Consider the following 17,391-nt stretch of genomic DNA (forward strand, 5'->3'; position numbering starts at 1 on the left):
CAATGACCTCAGTTTTTGGACTAAAAAATACCGCCCACAAGAAGAGGCGGCCGACGGGTCATTTTGCTTAAACTGGAGTTACTGGCTTCACAGTTTCAGCAACTAGCTCTTCAACGTCAGTTTGGAATGATTGAGCAACGGCAGAAAACTTGTTGCTATCTTCCATTAGCTGCTGAGAAAATTTAGTTAACGTTTCTAGCTGCTTACCATTGAAAGTAGTCAAAGACTGAAGATCTTTTACTTCACCAACAGCTTTCAGCTGAGACACACCCAGCTCGCTGTATGCGCGCATTGCGGCAAGCTGAAGCTCAGTCAGCTCTTCAATATTTTTCGTAAACAACTTGTTGAACTTAACGTATGGTGCAAGTGTTTGTTCAGTTTGCTCAGAGAAAGATTTAAATATTTCCGTATACATAGTCTTGATTCCTTAAATTAAAAATAATGAGTTAAGTACCTGGATCACGAATTATCCAGGTACAATCTTGGATAAACGGCTATTTAAACGTTCTTCAGGATGATGGCTGTACCCATACCGCCACCCACACAAAGTGTTGCCAGACCATATTCCGTTTCACGACGCAGTTGAACTTCTCTGGTCATCACCAATTCAATTAAAGATCCCGCATTAGAATTTCGTACTCTTCTCTGGCGCTATTAATTAACATGGTGAGTTCTTTGGCATCATTACAAGAAAGATCAACATGCCAACATTTATGCTTTGGTTTGCCGTGTTTAATACAAACTAATCCTGTTGTTTTTCCATTGTTCTCAAAGAGTAAATCCTCGAACTCAGCTTTAAATTTTCTTTGTTCCTCTACAATTTCGATGTACAGAACTCCTAAAGGGTTTACCGTAAGATGAGCATGATGATGCACTTTTCCTGCTAAAACATAAGATCGATGTTTAGCAAACATATTACCAACTCTAATAATTACCATGTAAATCAAGATTAAAGTATAGATGAATGAAAACAGCAGTAAGCTATTTTCAGTAGATTAGTTTATGTCGATTTACCATAACACCCGAACTGGGCTTTGTTGCTGTTAGAGTTGTGTTAACATCCATTCATTCATCGATTCTAAGGCCGCACAAGCGGCCTTTTTTCAATCAATTAGTGAATAAGCATTCAACTTTGATAGTCACATGAGGACGATCATTCTGGATTACTAATGGGAGTTTGTGAGCGTTGCTGACTTAAAGGATCACTCCCCAGCACCAGATTAGTACTGGTATTGCAAATCCACATTAATAGGCTACGAATGAGTAATAATTCTAAGTAGGTTTGGGGCAGAAGTGAGTTAGAGCAACTGGACTGATTTGATTCAGATCTGTTCAGTTATTAGTTACCTTCAAATGATTAGCGTGATACGGGAAAAAAATGGACAAACCGAAGTTTGTCCATTTTTTATTACCTTTGTCTAAATTTTAAATACTCAGACACACAGATTAATCCTCAATATAACTCTCGATGCTCGGGCATGAGCAAATTAAGTTACGGTCACCGAAGACATTGTCAACGCGGTTAACCGTCGGCCAGTACTTTGAAGCTTTAGTCTGGTTTGACGGGAAGCATGCCAGTTCACGGCTGTAGCTGTGACTCCACTCGGCGTCCATTAGATCTACTTGCGTATGTGGCGCATTCACTAATGGATTGTCGTCTAGCGGCCATTCACCACCTTGTACGCGTGTGATTTCCTGACGGATAGCAATCATTGCGTCACAGAAGCGATCAAGCTCAGCTAAATCTTCAGATTCTGTCGGTTCGATCATCAGTGTACCGGCAACTGGGAACGACATTGTCGGCGCGTGGAAGCCATAGTCCATCAGACGCTTGGCAATATCTTCTTCAGAGATGCCAGAGGCTTCTTTCAGCGGGCGGATGTCGATAATACATTCGTGAGCAATACGGCCTTCACTGCCGCGGTACAGAACAGGGTAGTGAACACGCAGGCGTTCCATCACGTAGTTAGCGTTCAGGATTGCCAGCTTAGTGGCTTCAGTCAGGCCTTGTTCACCCATCATTGCAATATACGCGTATGAGATAGGTAAAATAGACGCAGATCCCAGCTCTGCGGCAGAAACAGCATACTGCTGTTGCTCGCTTTCGACGGCTTCAACGTGACCTGGCAGGAATGGCGCGAGGTGAGATTTAACACCGATAGGACCCATACCCGGACCGCCGCCACCGTGTGGGATACAGAACGTTTTGTGCAGGTTCAGGTGCGAGACATCAGAACCAATGAAGCCTGGACTAGTCAGGCCAACCTGTGCGTTCATGTTGGCGCCATCAAGGTAAACCTGACCGCCAGCCGCATGAACCAGTTCACACACTTCACGAACGGCTTCTTCGTACACACCGTGCGTCGAAGGGTAGGTGATCATGATGCACGACAGGTTATCGCGGTGTTTTTCGATCTTCGCTTTCAGATCTTCAACGTCGATATTACCCTTGTCATCACAGCCAACCACGACCACTTTCATCGACACCATGGCAGCTGATGCCGGGTTAGTACCGTGCGCAGAACTTGGGATCAGGCAGACGTTACGGTGACTATCGCCGTTGTGCTGGTGGTAGCGTTGGATCGCGATCAGACCGGCATATTCACCCTGCGCGCCAGAGTTAGGCTGTAGCGAGAATGCATCGTAGCCAGTAACCGTGCACAGCATTTCAGAGAACTTCTCAGCCAGCTCTTGATAGCCTTTGGTTTGCTCTGCCGGCGCAAATGGGTGCAGGGCACCAAATTCAGGCCAGGTAATAGGGATCATTTCAGAGGCAGCATTAAGCTTCATGGTACAGCTGCCCAGCGGGATCATACCGTGAGTCAGTGAGTAATCTTTATTTTCCAGCTTCTTCATGTAACGCATCATCTGCGTTTCACTGTGGTGCTCGTTAAAGATCGGGTGAGTCAGGTATTTGCTTGTACGGCGACAGCTTTCAGGAATGGCGGCAAACTCGTCAGCCGCAATGTCGGCAGTGAACATTGATGCTTTTAATTTGTTGCCGGTAAAGAGTGAAAGCAGCTCTTCAATGTCTTCAACCTTGGTGGTTTCATCGATACTGATCCCAAGCTGAATGCCTTTACCATTTGCAGAAGAATACTTACGCAGGTTGATGCCTGCTTCCAGTGCTTTCTTATAGAATTCGTTTGTTTTCTTGCCTGTGTTCAGGGTAATGGTGTCGAAGAAGCTTTCGTTCGCCAGATCGATCCCTGAATTATGCAGGCCGGCAGCAAGAATCGCTGTTAGGTGGTGTACACGACGGCCGATTTTACGCAGGCCTTCCGGACCGTGATACAGGGCATAGAATGCAGCCATGTTGGCGAGTAGTGCCTGTGCGGTACAGATGTTAGATGTCGCTTTTTCACGGCGAATGTGTTGTTCGCGTGTCTGCATTGCCATGCGAAGTGCCTGGTTGCCTTTCGAGTCTTTAGACACTCCAATCACACGTCCTGGCATGGTACGCTTGTGCTTGTCTTTGGTTGCCATGAAGCCTGCGTGCGGACCACCGAAGCCCATCGGCACACCAAAGCGCTGTGCACTACCGATCACTACGTCTGCACCCATTTCACCAGGTGCTTTCAATAGTGTCAGGGCCAGTAGATCAGAAGCCACTGCGACCAGTGTTTTGTTTGCGTGGGCTTTTTCAATAGTTTCGGTAAGATCTACAACGTTACCGCTGGTGCCCGGGTACTGAAGCAAAGCGCCGAATACATCGTGATTGGCCAGCTCGTCGACAGATCCGGTGATGATTTCAATGCCGATGTAGCCTGCACGAGTGCGAACCACGTCTACGGTCTGCGGGTGTAGGTCGTTCGAGACGAAGAAGGCTTTGCTCTTGTTTTTACCAGCACGCTGACACAGTGTCATGGCTTCGGCTGCGGCGGTTGCTTCGTCAAGCAGCGAGGCGTTCGCCAGCTCCATGCTGGTTAGATCCATGATCATCTGCTGGTAGTTAAGCAGAGACTCAAGACGGCCTTGGGATATTTCTGGTTGATAAGGAGTGTAGGCAGTGTACCAGCCCGGATTTTCCAGCACGTTACGAAGAACGACATTTGGCGTTAGGGTGTTGTAGTAACCCTGACCGATATAGCTACGGTTGATGATGTTTTTGCCGGCAATAGCTTTCAGTGAAGCCAGCATGTCAGCTTCACTTTGAGGCTGATCCAGTTTCATCGCTTCAGGTAGACGAATAGCTGCCGGAACCGTTTGTTCAATCAGCTTATCAACGCTTTCAACGGCGATGGTTTCCAGCATGATTTTTTGCTGAGCCGCATCTGGGCCATTATGGCGTCTTGCAAAATCTTGATCGTCACTTAATGCATTTAGAAGAGTCATGTCGGTCATGGTTCTTTCCTGAACAGTTGCTACCAATTACATCTGAAGAATTTCTCTAACTTGATGCAATTGCTATGAGTCATCGGGAGGGCTGAAAAAACGGCTTTCAAGCTAGCTGATATTTCAATCTGATGACTAAAATATAGAACTAGAAAGCCGAGATTGACTTAGTCTTCGATAGTTTCTAGGTATTTATCACCATCGATAAGCTTAGCCAGCTCTTCAACATCAGTGATCTTGATTTTAGCAATCCAGCCACCTTCGTACGGTTCATCGTTAATCAGCTCTGGGCTGTCTTCCAGATCTTCATTGATTTCAACGATTTCACCGGTTACCGGAGAGTAGATATCAGAGGCTGCTTTTACCGATTCAACCAGAGAGAACGTTTCGCCCGCTTCTGTTGCATCGCCTACTTCAGGAAGATCCACGAATACAACGTCACCCAATAACCCCTGAGCGTGTTCAGAAATACCCATAGTGATAGTGCCATCGCCGTTATCACGTACCCACTCATGGCTTTCAGCGAACTTCAGTGTCTTTTCCATTTAAAACTCCTTGCGCAATTGTTCCGCATATAATGTTTGTTATACGACCTGTTCGTTTGGCAGCAACAGGTCAATTGAAGTAATAACGTCTTGTTACTGGTAAAGAGGGAAACGGCTGCATAGCTTCTGTACTTGCTGCTTAACGCGTTTTTCTACTTCACTGTTGTCTTCCGGGTTAGCAACCAGGCCGTCCAGGACATCGCCAATCCACTCACCGATTTGTTTGAATTCTTCATTACCGAAGCCACGGCTGGTACCAGCCGGAGTACCTAAGCGGATACCGGATGTCACCATTGGTTTCTCGGTATCAAATGGGATGCCGTTCTTGTTACAAGTAATACCGGCGCGCTCTAGTGCGTGTTCAACGGCGTTACCTTTTAAGCCTTTAGGGCGCAGGTCAACCAGCATCAGGTGCGTGTCTGTACCATTTGTAACGATATCGCAGCCACGAGTCTGTAATACTTCTGCCAGAACTTTGGCGTTGCTAATCACATTTTTGATATAAAGCTTGAAATCGGGTTCTAAGGCTTCGCCTAAAGCAACCGCTTTACCGGCGATAACGTGCATTAGCGGACCACCTTGAAGGCCTGGGAATACCGCAGAATTAATCTTTTTATTGATGTCTTCATGATTGGTCAGGATCATGCCGCCACGTGGACCACGAAGGGTTTTATGGGTCGTTGTGGTAACAACGTGAGCATGAGGAATTGGACTTGGGTGTTCACCTACCGCAATTAAGCCGGCAATATGAGCCATATCAACCATCAGGAATGCGCCGACTTCATCAGCAATTTCGCGGAATTTTGAAAAATCAATTTTGCGAGGAATAGCAGATCCGCCAGCAATGATCATTTTAGGCTGATGTTCTTTAGCCAGTGCACGAACCTGATCGTAATCGATTTCCAGGGTGTCTTTGTCTACGCCATACTGAACGGCATCAAACCATTTACCTGAAAGGGCAGGGCGCGCACCATGAGTCAGGTGACCACCGGCATCAAGCGACATCCCTAAGATCGTGTCGCCAGGCTGGAGCAGAGCCAGCATAACCGCCCCATTAGCCTGAGCGCCTGAGTGTGGCTGAACGTTCACGTATTCACACTGGAATAATTGCTTGGCGCGAGCAATAGCGATCTTTTCTACTTCATCAACATGTTCACAGCCGCCGTAGTAACGGCGACCCGCGTAACCTTCAGCGTATTTGTTTGTTAAACAGCTGCCCTGGGCCTGCATGACTGCTTTAGAAACGATGTTTTCAGAGGCAATCAGTTCAATCTGTTGATTCTGACGGTTCAGTTCTGCCTCTATGCCAGCGTTGACGGCGCCGTCAACCTGCGAAAGGTTGGTTGAAAAGAACATTTCTAAATCATGATTTTGATACGAAGCTTTCATTCACGTTATCCTCAGGTCGAGCTCCAAGCCGGTTTAGTGCTATATCAGAGCCGTACACGTTTTAGTTATGGATCGTTTTATATTTATTGAGTAACAAGTAATGTTTCGCCGTGTCTTCTGGTGCAGTGCAATGATGCTTTGCTCCTAACAAGTACGTAACATACCTTATCTATAGATAGCCGATCAAACAAAAATTTCCAATAGTGGAACATTGTCCACTTTAATACTTAAGATTGTAAGCAAACGTTTGCGCGCTGTTGTGTGAAATTTCCAGAGAAGACTAGCTTTATAGTCATCTCTACTTTATAACGCTAGGTTGGAAATTTGTGTTAACTTCTTATGAAGCCTGTTGTGAAAAGGGATGAGGAATGTATGCCAGTAAGCTAAATTGAATTAATGCTAGTGTGACTTTATTCAATTCAGTGTACGTAAAGACAAAACAATCGACTTTGGGAATGTGCAGTTTCCTAAAGGAAACTTTGTTTCAAATATGTTGTACAGGTCATGTTTTTTATTCCCTTGAACTTTTAAGTTTCTGGTTGCTTATGCCAGAATGAACACAGAATAGTCGCCAAGGAGGGCTGTAATGAGTAATGAAAACAAGCAAGACATTTATCCGTCAATGAGTGTTGCCAAAGAGCAGGAAACAAGCAAGATCGAGCCGCTTAAGTTGGGCAAGCGATTAAAAGAAATACGCATGGCACATGGTTTGACGCTGGAAGAGGCAAGTAAAAAAACCGGACTTGCACGCTCAACATTGTCAAAGATAGAGAATGAACAGATATCGCCAACTTTTCAGGCGATGCAGAAACTAGCTAACGGTTTAGATGTTGATATTCCACAGCTTTTTGCGCCACCGAAACAAATAAAAGCGACCGGGCGGCGAGATATTACACGCGTTGATGAAGGTAAGCCGCATCCGACATCGACTTATGAACATGAGTTGCTGGCTACCCAGCTAACTCATAAAAAAATGATGCCTTTTAAGTCTCGGGTTCGGGCGCGCGTTTTTGAAGATTATTCAGGCTGGATCCGCCACGACGGTGAAGAATTCTTGCTAGTCTTATCTGGTGAAATCACCTTTTATTCTGAGTTCTATGAGCCGGTAAATCTCAAAGAAGGTGACTCAGTGTATTACGATGCCAATATGGGGCATATGCTTGTTTCATCGAGTGAAGAGGATGCTCATATCCTTTGGGTTACTGCTTCATAAGTATATTGAATGTGAACTGGGTCTTCTTTTAAGTAATTAGTTTTTTAGGTGCTATTAATTTTGAAAATATCGCAGTAACTCAAACAAGCCATTAACATTGCTGGCTTTTTTGTTGTTTTTGCGGGGGAGGGTAGCGTTGATGATGACTGATTTTTCAGATCTAGGCAGTAAAAATGACCATCTTTGTGAGTTTCTGTGATTAAACCCAGTTTGAACAAAATTAAACTTTGTTTATTATAGGAAACAGGTTAACAAAAACATAACATTCGGCCTTGGTGGTTGTTGTATGTAAAACAGAGCCAACCTATGTTTTTGCAGACATGAAAAAAGTGAAGGAGAAAGTTCCATATGGAAGCTGTAACGAACTTTATATCTGCAATAAATAGCCTGGTGTGGGGCGTGCCCATGCTGGTGATGATCCTCGGTGTAGGGGTATTTCTGACCGTTGGCTTAAAGCTCATGCCAATTGTGAAGCTAGGAACGGGTTTTAAATTACTGTGGTCAGGCCGAATTCCTGAAAAAGAAAAAATTGTAAAAGGTGAAATCAGTCCGTTTAACGCGTTAATGACATCCCTTTCAGCCACCATCGGTACCGGTAACATTGCAGGGGTGGCAACGGCGATTTTCTTAGGGGGACCGGGTGCTCTGTTTTGGATGTGGTGTACTGCGCTGGTGGGCATGGCAACAAAATACGCTGAGGCGGTCTGTGCGGTTCAATATCGAGAGACCGATGAAGAGGGTAACCATGTTGGCGGGCCGATGTACTACATCAAAAATGGCCTTAGCCGTAAGTGGGCATGGCTGGGAACAGCGTTTGCCATTTTCGGTTCGATTGCGGGTTTTGGTATTGGTAATACCGTGCAGTCGAACTCGGTAGCGGCTGCGGTGAGTTCCAGTTTCGGTATTCCACCGATGGTATCGGGTCTGGTGATGATGATCCTCGTTGGCCTGGTGCTGATGGGTGGAATTAAGCGTATTGCTGATGTGGCCGGTAAATTGGTTCCGTTAATGGCCGCTTTCTATATCGCTTCGGGCTTGCTGGTACTGGGAATGAATTTCTCTGAAATTCCCGCGGCTTTTTCCCTGATCATTAGCAGCGCCTTTACCCCTGTTGCGGCACAAGGTGGTTTCGCAGGTGCCGCGGTTTGGGCGGCGATCCGATTCGGTGTGGCACGAGGTGTGTTTTCAAATGAAGCGGGTTTAGGTAGTGCGCCTATTGCGCATGCTGCAGCACAAACTCAGAACCCGGTCGCACAAGGTTTAGTGGCGATGCTGGGTACGTTCATCGATACGCTTGTGGTTTGTAGTATCACAGGCATTGCTATTGTCGTGACAGGTGCCTGGTCGACAGGTGAAACCGGGGCTGCATTAACCTCGGTGGCCTTTGCTTCTGCATTACCTGGCCTTGGCAACTATATTGTGGCGATTGCGCTCTCTGTTTTTGCTTTTACCACCATTTTGGGCTGGAGTTTTTACAGCGAAAAATGTGTTCAGTATTTATTTGGTGTGAAGGCTGTTGTTCCTTTTAGAGTTCTTTGGATTGTTGCAGTACCAATTGGTGCAACCAGTTCTTTAGAATTCATTTGGCTACTTGCAGATACATTAAACGCAATGATGGCAATTCCTAACCTGATTGCTCTGTTATTGCTTAGTCCTGTGGTCTTTAAACTGACAAAAGAGTATTTCTCGCGTCAGAATGAAGAGAAGAAATATACAGACGAATCATAATGTTGGTATGAATTGTATTACTGACGACTGTATGGATAATTGGCCGCAAGGTATGCGGCTTATGGAGTATTAAACGTATGTCCCAAGAACTTCTGGTTACCCCTCTTCATGCACTTCATATTGAAATGGGTGCGAAAATGGTTCCATTTGCTGGCTATGATATGCCGGTTCAGTACCCGCTGGGTGTGCGTAAAGAGCATCTGCATTGCCGTGATGCAGCAGGTCTGTTCGATGTGTCGCACATGGGGCAGGTACGTCTTCATGGTGCAAATGCCGCTAAAACAATTGAAGCGCTGGTACCGGTAGATATCATCGATCTGCCAGCTGGTAAGCAACGTTATGCCTTCTTTACCAATGAAAATGGCGGTATTAACGATGATCTTATGGTAACTAACTTTGGTGATCACCTGTTCGTGGTTGTTAATGCTGCATGTAAAGATCAAGATATTGCCCACCTGAAAGCAAACCTGCCTGACGATGTGAAACTGGAAGTGATTGAAAATCGTGCGTTACTGGCATTGCAGGGTCCACAAGCTGCTGACGTGCTTGCGCGCCTTAATCCTGCCGTGAGTGATATGGTTTTCATGGACGCCACCAAGTTAGAGTTAGTGGGCGTTGAATGTTATGTGAGCCGCTCGGGTTATACCGGAGAAGATGGTTACGAAATTTCTGTACCGGCAGATAAAGCTGACGCTTTGGCGCGTGAATTACTGGCGCATACTGAAGTCGAGTGGATTGGCCTTGGTGCACGTGATTCACTGCGTCTTGAATGTGGTCTGTGCCTGTACGGCCACGATCTTGATCCGACAACAACACCGGTAGAAGCCAGTCTGCTTTGGGGGATCAGCAAGTCTCGTCGTGCAGACGGTGAGCGTGCAGGTGGTTTCCCTGGTGCAGCGCTTATTCTTGAACAAATCAAAACCAAAGATGTTGCTCGTAAGCGTGTTGGTCTGCTAGGCCAGTCAAAAGCGCCTGTGCGTGAAGGCAGTAAGCTATTTGATGCCAATGATAAAGAAGTCGGTATTGTAACCAGTGGTACGTTTGGCCCATCGAAAGGCATGCCGGTTGCGATGGCATATGTTCAAACGGATCTGGCTCAGATCGGTACGGAGCTATTTGCCGAAGTACGTGGTAAGAAGCTACCTATGACCGTTGAGAAAATGCCGTTTGTGCCTCAGCGCTACTATCGTGGTTAAGAGCTGGCGTGGTTAAGAGCAGTCGTGGTTAAAAGCCGACGTGATAAAAGCCGCTGTGAATTAGCAGTGGCTGCGGTGAATAGGGTAACCTAATTAACATCTAAGACTGAGAAAGGAGCCTGAGGCTCCTTTTTTCTTGGGTGCCGATCCCGGCGCCATTCTGGGGGTGAAAGTCACTACTATTTAATTTCTAAAATAGGACTCTTTGCTCCATAATGGGAGTAAATTATTGTACACAACCTTCAACACTCCCCACCATAGAAAACATGACAGAATAAATGAAATCAACCCACCATATACGCCCTGATTAATTCCAAGCAAATCAGACACTTGTGGGATAAAGTTGGTCATAATATTAATGGCGATATCACCGGGATAAAAAAACAGCCATTGGACCCATAACCCGACATCCGTAACGGTTACTGAGCCACTGAAATTCATATCGGCAACAAAAGACCAGTCTCTAGGAGCTACAAATCCACTCATTGTATAGCCCCCCCATATTCAACAGTTTCCTTACTGATATTATAGAAAGCAGCGGGGAACGGATGCGTCTCATACCTGAGACGATTCTAACTTTCGGGTCTAGTGAAAATGCCAGCACAAAGCAGGTATTTTGAATACCGGACGAAAGTTGGGCGGGGGAAATAATACCAATCGGGATAATTGTCCCGATTGGTTTGAAAAGCAACCAAATTTTGGTCGCTTAGATGTGGCGGCTTTACTTGATCGATTGGTGGTGTTGAATTAGGTTTTGAACTTATTCAGTTCCTGGTGAAGATCTGTTGCTTTACCAGCTAGTTCTTCACTGATTGTGAGAGAAGATGTCATTGTGTCCATCACCTCATTTGCTGTGTCATTAATAACGACGACGTTACGATTGATTTCCTCTGCAACCGCACTTTGTTCTTCCGCGGCAGAGGCTATCTGATTGTTCATATCATTAATCACATTTATCGCTTCGTTGATTTCTGCCAAAGCATGCTGAGCAGACTGTGTCTCATCTTTGGTTTCCATCGCTTGCTGCTGGCTTTGCTGCATCAATACGACGATTGACTGGGTTTCTTGCTCCAGACGAGAAAGCATACTGCGAATTTCTTCGGTTGAGCTTTGAGTACGAGTTGCAAGGTTGCGTACTTCATCAGCAACGACAGCGAAGCCTCGGCCAGCTTCACCAGCACGTGCCGCCTCGATTGCGGCATTCAATGCCAGCAAGTTTGTTTGATCGGCAATACCACCGATTTCAGACAAAATGCCTTGGATAGCAGCACTCGACTCTGCAAGATTCTGGATTTGTCCTTGTGCATCGTTAACGCGTAAAGCTAAATCGCCAACAGATGTAGCGGCATTGTTCATTTTATCCATTCCGCTGAGGCTATTAGATTGCACTTGGCTGGCAGCCGCTGCTGCCTGAACCGCAGATCCCGCAACATCTTGTGCTGTAGCACTCATTTCATTGATGGCTGTTGCGAGAGAATTAACTTCATTAACTTGCTCAATCAGTTTGTTTTTAGAGTCGGCCGCTTTTACTTTGCCTTCTACGGCACTGTGGTCAACCTGATCGGCCGTTACCATCACGTTCCGTAATGTACCCTGTAATCGAATCAGAAAAGTATTAAACCAATGAGCCAGTTGGGCGGTTTCATCTTTGCCCCTGACTTCAATGCGGTAAGTCAGATCGCCATCACCTTCAGCAACGTCTCGAAAACGTTCAACCAAGTTTGACAGAAGCTTGCCCAGCGAGTTTGCAATAAAGGTCATTGCAGAAATACCAAGAGCTACAGCAATAAAACCCGCGATAACACCCTGACGAATCGCACTGTCATTTTGAGTGCTACTCCAACTTTCGAAGTTGGTAACAGTTTGAATTAACTTACTGGTGGGGACGGAAACCATCACGATCCACGGTTTGTCTGAAGTTTCTACAGAGGTAATTGCATATTTATCAGCCCCTATTGTTATCAGGCCGATATCTTTTTGGCGAGCGAATGATTGAATATCTGACCACTGTGAATACAGTGAATTGGTCACTTTTTTACCAACCTCAGAAGGTGCACCACTGTTTGCTAATACGGCACCTTTCCATGAGGTAATAATGATATTACCTTGGCCATCAAATAGATCATGCGCAAGTCTTTCGCTTTGCCCCTGAAGCTCTGCCAGCGACAAGTCAAACCCTAACGAGCCGACGATTTCACCGTGAATTTTAATGGGTTGACTGATAGTTGTAATGAGCTCCTTTGTACCGCGGACAGGGTACATATAAGGTTCCATTACGAAAGTATTACCTGTTTCGAATGGCATTAAATGCCAGTCATCAGTTCGTTCGCCATTATTGTTCAGGCTGGTATTGCTGAAGCTCTCCATTGCAACAGCATCGAAGCCATTGTTAGAGTTTGGAGAAAAGAACGGGGCAAGATAGCCTTTGGTGTTAATTGCTGAAGCCGCACCCGTTTCGGAATTTTCTGGCCAGGTTTTTTGTTCCCATACCATATAACCAGCAAATACCGCTTTATTTTGTGCTTTTAAAGCAGCAGTAAACTGTTTGACGATGGTATCGGCACCGATAGCACTTTCACCGCTGAGTTCAATGATGGATCGAACTTGGTCTAGATTCGCAAGAACAGGGAAGAGTTGGTTTGCAATTGTTTTTCCCTCTTCTGATGCTGTGGATTTCAGATGGAAATCTGTTGCTTCGTTAAGTTGATGTTTTACTTTGTCAGTTACTTGTTGATGGACATTGGTAAATGCTCTTGTTGTCATCCCCATAGCGATGAGTAATGTAAATGCCATTGCAATACCAGCACTAATGGCAATACGTGTTCTTATTGTTTTAAACACGGAAAATCCTTATTTATTATATTGTTAACACTGCTTAAATAGACTTATTCTGTAACGCGCCAAAAATATTACAAATATTAATGTGCTTAATGAGAATGTAAAAAATAAGCCAAGAAATTATTATATATAAAAGAAATAAATAGGATATTGCCAAGTATTAATGGGGTGTATGTATAAGTGACAAAGCTTTCATATTTTGTTGGATTCTAAGCCTTGCTAACCTATCGATGGGACAAATGCCTGCACAAAGCAGGCATTTTTATGAAAGATTACGTTAACTAAGCGAGATGTTCAGTTATTGGAAATCAGCCACATTCTTACTGTGATCGGCGGCTGTAATCAACAATGCTTTGTCGATACAGTTTAAGTAGTGCTTCATCTTTAACTGAAATACCTACCTGCTGCGCTGGCATGCTCGACCACTCATCGTTCTGATACGTTCGGGTATCAAATTTTTGTATGGTATGGCCTTCGGCGGGACCATCAGTCACAACGCGAACAGGACCTTGGCGTAAGGTAAATAGCGCGGGATCTATCACATAGGCAATAGCGGATGGATCATGAACATGACAGCCTTTAAGACCCACTTTTTGAGAATAGAAGCGAAGATAGTAACGACTGACATCCCAGATAAACTGGCCAACGTCACTGGCATCATCGCGTAGTCGGTCTAAATATTCTTCTGTGAAAAAGCTTTGCTGGGTAACATCCAGGCCAATAATGACCACCGGCCATGAAGCACAGAAGACAATGTCAGCGGCATGGGGATCATCATGAATATTGGCTTCGGCATAAGGTGTGACATTACCACGATGGCCATTCATACCAAATGCACCGCCCATCACGACAACTTCTTTCACTAAATCAACGATTTCTGGTGCTGCTTCGAGTGCGAGTGCAATATTTGTCAGCGGGCCAACTGCAACCAGTGTAATTTCACCAGGTTGTGCTTTTACGGTATCGATAATGTATTGGTAAGCCGGACGAGGATCGGGTTTTTCTGTGATGTCAGAAGGTGGTACTAAATCGCCAAAACCACTTTCACCATGAACAACGACGGTAGGGCCAACGGGCGGACGATTGAGTGGCTTGCTCGCGCCCTTGACAATATCGGCTTGAAGATGAAATTTCTGTTTCAGGTAAAGGGCATTGCGGGTTGCATTGTCTATGGTTGCATTGCCATATACCGTTGTTATGGCGAGCATTTCAATTGAAGGATGTGCTTCGGCAAACAAAATAGCCATTGCATCATCAATGCCGGGATCAGTATCTAGTATGATTTTTTTAGTCATTTGTATTTATGTCCAACAAATTTAGAACTCAAACATAGTAACTAGCAGAGTTTCCAGAACCGTGATTGTTATCAAAAAAATCGTAAGGGAATGTCATGCAAGTGAGGTTTAATCATTTGAGTGCCAACGGGTTTTGATCACTTGCGCGATAGATTGTCCCCAAAACTGATAGATCCCAGGTCCGGGATGAAAGCCATCTGTTGCCATCTGCTCGGTCGTTAAGCGATGGTTAATATCTATCAGTTCGCAATCATCCTGACTTGTTGTCCAGTGGCTTAGATGTCGATTGAAATCTCTGGCTTTTCTTCCCAGATACCAGCGTAAAGGAGGGGGTAAGGCGGGAAATTTTTCCATCGGAGGGATTTTGGTAAGTACTATTTGCCGGCAGGAAAAATGTTCACGAATGAATACAACCAGAGCTTTTTGATGATTTAACCAGTCTTTAGTGGTGAGCGTTTTGATAACATCGTTAACTCCCAGTGATGCAACGACAACGTCATAGTGTTCTTTAGGCTGATGTATCAACATGTCATAGGTATCTTTTGTGGTATACCCAGATTTTGCCAGTAATTGCCACTCCAGTTGAAACTTTTCGCTTAATGCACCTACCAGATTACCTGACAGGGCTTTTGATTGATTGTGAACGCCAACACCTGCTGCAGCAGAATCTCCGATTAATAACAGACGAAGTAATTTGCCTTGTCCGCATCGTCCACTGCGGGCGCCGGTCGCTTCTTCTAGCTGGGGTGTTACTTTACGTACATAAAGCCCCTGAACCACAAATACGGGGCCCATTAACACCAGCGCTAAGTAGTGAATCATGTCTGTTTCCTTACGGGAGTCTTTCAAGATCAGCTCTGTGGCTGGGTACAAATGAGACCCGCTGCCAGCCTTTGGCGGCTGGCGGGGAAGTAATATCAATCGAGATGATATCCATTACATTAAAATCAATCTCACTAAAAAATAACCGGTACATGGTTGGTAATATTAATATGATTGGCATCAGTTAGTTCAATGACGCATGATCTTTGAATTTGTTTTTTCCGGATGTTTTTCTAAATGGGTGTGTCTGTTGGTTGCGGTCTGAGCCAGATCATTCAGGATGCGCCCTAAGTCAGAGCCATTCAGGCATTCTGCAATGGCGGAATCTAGCTTAATTTTTTCGCCTAGCTCATAGTGGCATTCTCTTTCAGGGTAGAAGTCGATGTCCCTTTCCCTAAATTTCTTTGTGTCTACAATTTCATTAAACATTGAAGCAACGGTATAGCAGAACACATCGTGAACTTCATTGGTGTTCCTTGTCATATTGATTTTATTGCGAAAATCATGGCTGTAGGCTTTTTCCAGCTTGGAATATGAAACTTGAGATGTCATAACTCCCCCCATATTATCTGTTTGTTAGTTCTTATTAACTATAGAACGGAGTTATATAGCGTCAATGGCTAACCAATATAATAACTGACTAACAGGGGCGTTGTTATTACTAACCGTGTGCTCTGTAGGTTCCGTATCAGTTCTCAATGACACCCATATGCATCATTATTACTGGATAAATATGTGGTTTTGAACGAGGCTAATTTTTTTATTCTACACTTGTCAGTGAACTCTCTGTTTAATTGAGCGTTTGTAAACTCGATTATTTAGTAAAAATAAGGAGTGGCTGCTATGAATAAAAATCTGATATTCCTTTTTCTATTAGCTGTAGTGGGATTAACGGGATGTGAGCAGAGTTCTACGGGCTTTAGCTTACCCGCAGGAAATGTGGTTAATGGGGAAAAAGTATTTTTGACGATGCAATGTCTTGAATGCCATACAATGGAGGGATTTGACCAGCCAGAGTCAGCTGTGGAGAGAGCTACGGCTTCTGTTGCGCTTGGTGGAGAGGTTAAGCGGATAAAAAGCTATTCTGAAGTCGTTACCTCGGTTATAAACCCATCGCATCAAATTGCAGAAGGGTATGATCTTGCTGTTATTCAACAAGAGGGTCAATCAATCATGCCTAACTATAATGATGCATTAACGGTTACTCAATTGATTGATTTGGTTACTTTCCTTGAGTCGCGTTATGAGCTTGAGCCCTATGAGCCAACTCTTTACCGACCTTACAGGTAAGGTGATCAAGCCTGCTTTGTTGAGTGATTAATTGAAGGCATTCTATGAACAGTTAAAAGCAGCTTTTTGATGGCTGCTTTTTTGTTGTTTTAAATCAGCTTATTAACGATTGTTACCACCCCAACCATCTATTTCTGATAGCCTCGGGCGTTGAAAGCCAAACTCGGGCGTCGAGAAGCTACACGCTAGCCCTATTCCAAAGAGAATTACGATTGGTATAATACAGGCYCAACTGACCAGGTTTCTAAATCAATTATGTTAACCATCTCCAACAATGTACAGCTGGCCGATTGGGAAATCGAAATGACAGCTATTCGCTCGCAAGGTGCTGGTGGGCAGAATGTCAATAAGGTGTCCAGTGCAGCGCATCTCAGGTTCGATATTAATCGATCCAGCTTACCGGCATTTTACAAAGAACGTCTTTTAAAGTTGTCTGATCACCGGATCACCAAAGATGGTGTGATCATCATCAAAGCTCAGCAATTTCGTACTCTGGAAAAAAACAAAGAAGATGCGCTGGAGCGGTTAAAAGAGTTAATCATTTCAGCCACTGTGCAGGTGAAAGCGCGTCGGGCGACCAGACCTACATTAGGTTCAAAACGTCGCCGAGTGGACAAAAAAACTCAGCGAGGTAGCACTAAATCCTTACGAGGAAAGGTGAGCTTTTAGTTGCTGGCTTGAGGTTTTTCACCCCCACATAAAAATAAAAAAAGCGCTAAATTATCTAGCGCTTTTTTAGG

At 44.8% G+C, this 17,391-nt stretch carries 15 protein-coding genes; 5 read left to right on the top strand and 10 right to left on the bottom strand.

Annotated elements, in window-relative coordinates; translation table 11 throughout:
• Positions 1-67: 67 nt before the first annotated feature.
• The 5 genes from L4D76_RS04255 to L4D76_RS04275 form a co-directional block, all read right to left on the bottom strand.
• Positions 68-415, bottom strand: a complete 348-nt coding sequence (locus L4D76_RS04255) for a phasin family protein (protein WP_428439693.1) — start codon at positions 413-415, stop codon at positions 68-70.
• A 196-nt stretch (positions 416-611) separates the two neighbouring features.
• On the bottom strand, positions 612-914 hold the full coding sequence (locus L4D76_RS04260; RefSeq protein ID WP_428439694.1) for a hypothetical protein: 303 nt from the start codon (positions 912-914) through the stop codon (positions 612-614).
• A 532-nt stretch (positions 915-1,446) separates the two neighbouring features.
• Positions 1,447-4,344 (bottom strand): aminomethyl-transferring glycine dehydrogenase, encoded by a 2,898-nt coding sequence (gene gcvP / locus L4D76_RS04265; protein ID WP_428439695.1) that lies wholly within the window; start codon positions 4,342-4,344, stop codon positions 1,447-1,449.
• A gap of 158 nt (positions 4,345-4,502) precedes the next feature.
• Entirely contained in the window at positions 4,503-4,880 is a 378-nt protein-coding gene (gene gcvH, locus L4D76_RS04270; RefSeq protein WP_428439696.1) for a glycine cleavage system protein GcvH, read from the bottom strand.
• Between the two features lie 93 nt (positions 4,881-4,973).
• On the bottom strand, positions 4,974-6,269 hold the full coding sequence (locus L4D76_RS04275) for a serine hydroxymethyltransferase (protein WP_428439697.1): 1,296 nt from the start codon (positions 6,267-6,269) through the stop codon (positions 4,974-4,976).
• A gap of 586 nt (positions 6,270-6,855) precedes the next feature.
• On the opposite strand from L4D76_RS04275, the gene L4D76_RS04280 reads away from it, so the two are divergent.
• The 3 genes from L4D76_RS04280 to gcvT all read left to right on the top strand — a co-directional run bounded on the left by L4D76_RS04280 (position 6,856) and on the right by gcvT (position 10,406).
• The gene (locus L4D76_RS04280) at positions 6,856-7,482 is read left to right on the top strand and encodes a helix-turn-helix domain-containing protein (RefSeq protein ID WP_428439698.1); all 627 of its coding nucleotides are present in this window, start codon (positions 6,856-6,858) and stop codon (positions 7,480-7,482) included.
• A 348-nt stretch (positions 7,483-7,830) separates the two neighbouring features.
• Entirely contained in the window at positions 7,831-9,210 is a 1,380-nt protein-coding gene (locus L4D76_RS04285) for an alanine/glycine:cation symporter family protein (protein ID WP_428439699.1), read from the top strand.
• 77 nt (positions 9,211-9,287) lie between these two features.
• Complete coding sequence (gene gcvT, locus L4D76_RS04290) at positions 9,288-10,406, top strand: glycine cleavage system aminomethyltransferase GcvT (protein WP_428439700.1); 1,119 nt, start codon at positions 9,288-9,290, stop codon at positions 10,404-10,406.
• Between the two features lie 183 nt (positions 10,407-10,589).
• Here gcvT and L4D76_RS04295 read toward each other — a convergent pair whose 3' ends face one another.
• The 5 genes from L4D76_RS04295 to L4D76_RS04315 form a co-directional block, all read right to left on the bottom strand.
• A complete protein-coding gene (locus tag L4D76_RS04295) occupies positions 10,590-10,892 on the bottom strand; it encodes a hypothetical protein (protein ID WP_428439701.1) in 303 nt (100 codons plus the stop codon).
• A 261-nt stretch (positions 10,893-11,153) separates the two neighbouring features.
• Positions 11,154-13,247 carry a methyl-accepting chemotaxis protein gene (locus L4D76_RS04300; RefSeq protein WP_428439702.1) on the bottom strand — a complete coding sequence of 698 codons (2,094 nt, stop codon included), beginning with the start codon at positions 13,245-13,247 and terminating at the stop codon, positions 11,154-11,156.
• Between the two features lie 317 nt (positions 13,248-13,564).
• Positions 13,565-14,539 (bottom strand): nucleoside hydrolase, encoded by a 975-nt coding sequence (locus tag L4D76_RS04305; RefSeq protein WP_428439703.1) that lies wholly within the window; start codon positions 14,537-14,539, stop codon positions 13,565-13,567.
• Between the two features lie 108 nt (positions 14,540-14,647).
• Positions 14,648-15,361, bottom strand: a complete 714-nt coding sequence (locus L4D76_RS04310) for an SGNH/GDSL hydrolase family protein (protein WP_428439704.1) — start codon at positions 15,359-15,361, stop codon at positions 14,648-14,650.
• 189 nt (positions 15,362-15,550) lie between these two features.
• Positions 15,551-15,913, bottom strand: coding sequence for a hypothetical protein (locus tag L4D76_RS04315; protein WP_428439705.1), 363 nt, complete (start codon positions 15,911-15,913; stop codon positions 15,551-15,553).
• A gap of 291 nt (positions 15,914-16,204) precedes the next feature.
• On the opposite strand from L4D76_RS04315, the gene L4D76_RS04320 reads away from it, so the two are divergent.
• Both L4D76_RS04320 and arfB read left to right on the top strand, forming a co-directional pair.
• Complete coding sequence (locus tag L4D76_RS04320; RefSeq protein ID WP_428439706.1) at positions 16,205-16,651, top strand: c-type cytochrome; 447 nt, start codon at positions 16,205-16,207, stop codon at positions 16,649-16,651.
• A gap of 255 nt (positions 16,652-16,906) precedes the next feature.
• On the top strand, positions 16,907-17,320 hold the full coding sequence (arfB, locus tag L4D76_RS04325) for an alternative ribosome rescue aminoacyl-tRNA hydrolase ArfB (RefSeq protein ID WP_428439707.1): 414 nt from the start codon (positions 16,907-16,909) through the stop codon (positions 17,318-17,320).
• Positions 17,321-17,391: the final 71 nt, after the last annotated feature.

Origin of the sequence: Photobacterium sagamiensis (assembly GCF_050337085.1) — a bacterium.
GTDB classification, from domain to species: Bacteria; Pseudomonadota; Gammaproteobacteria; order Enterobacterales; family Vibrionaceae; genus Photobacterium; species Photobacterium sagamiensis.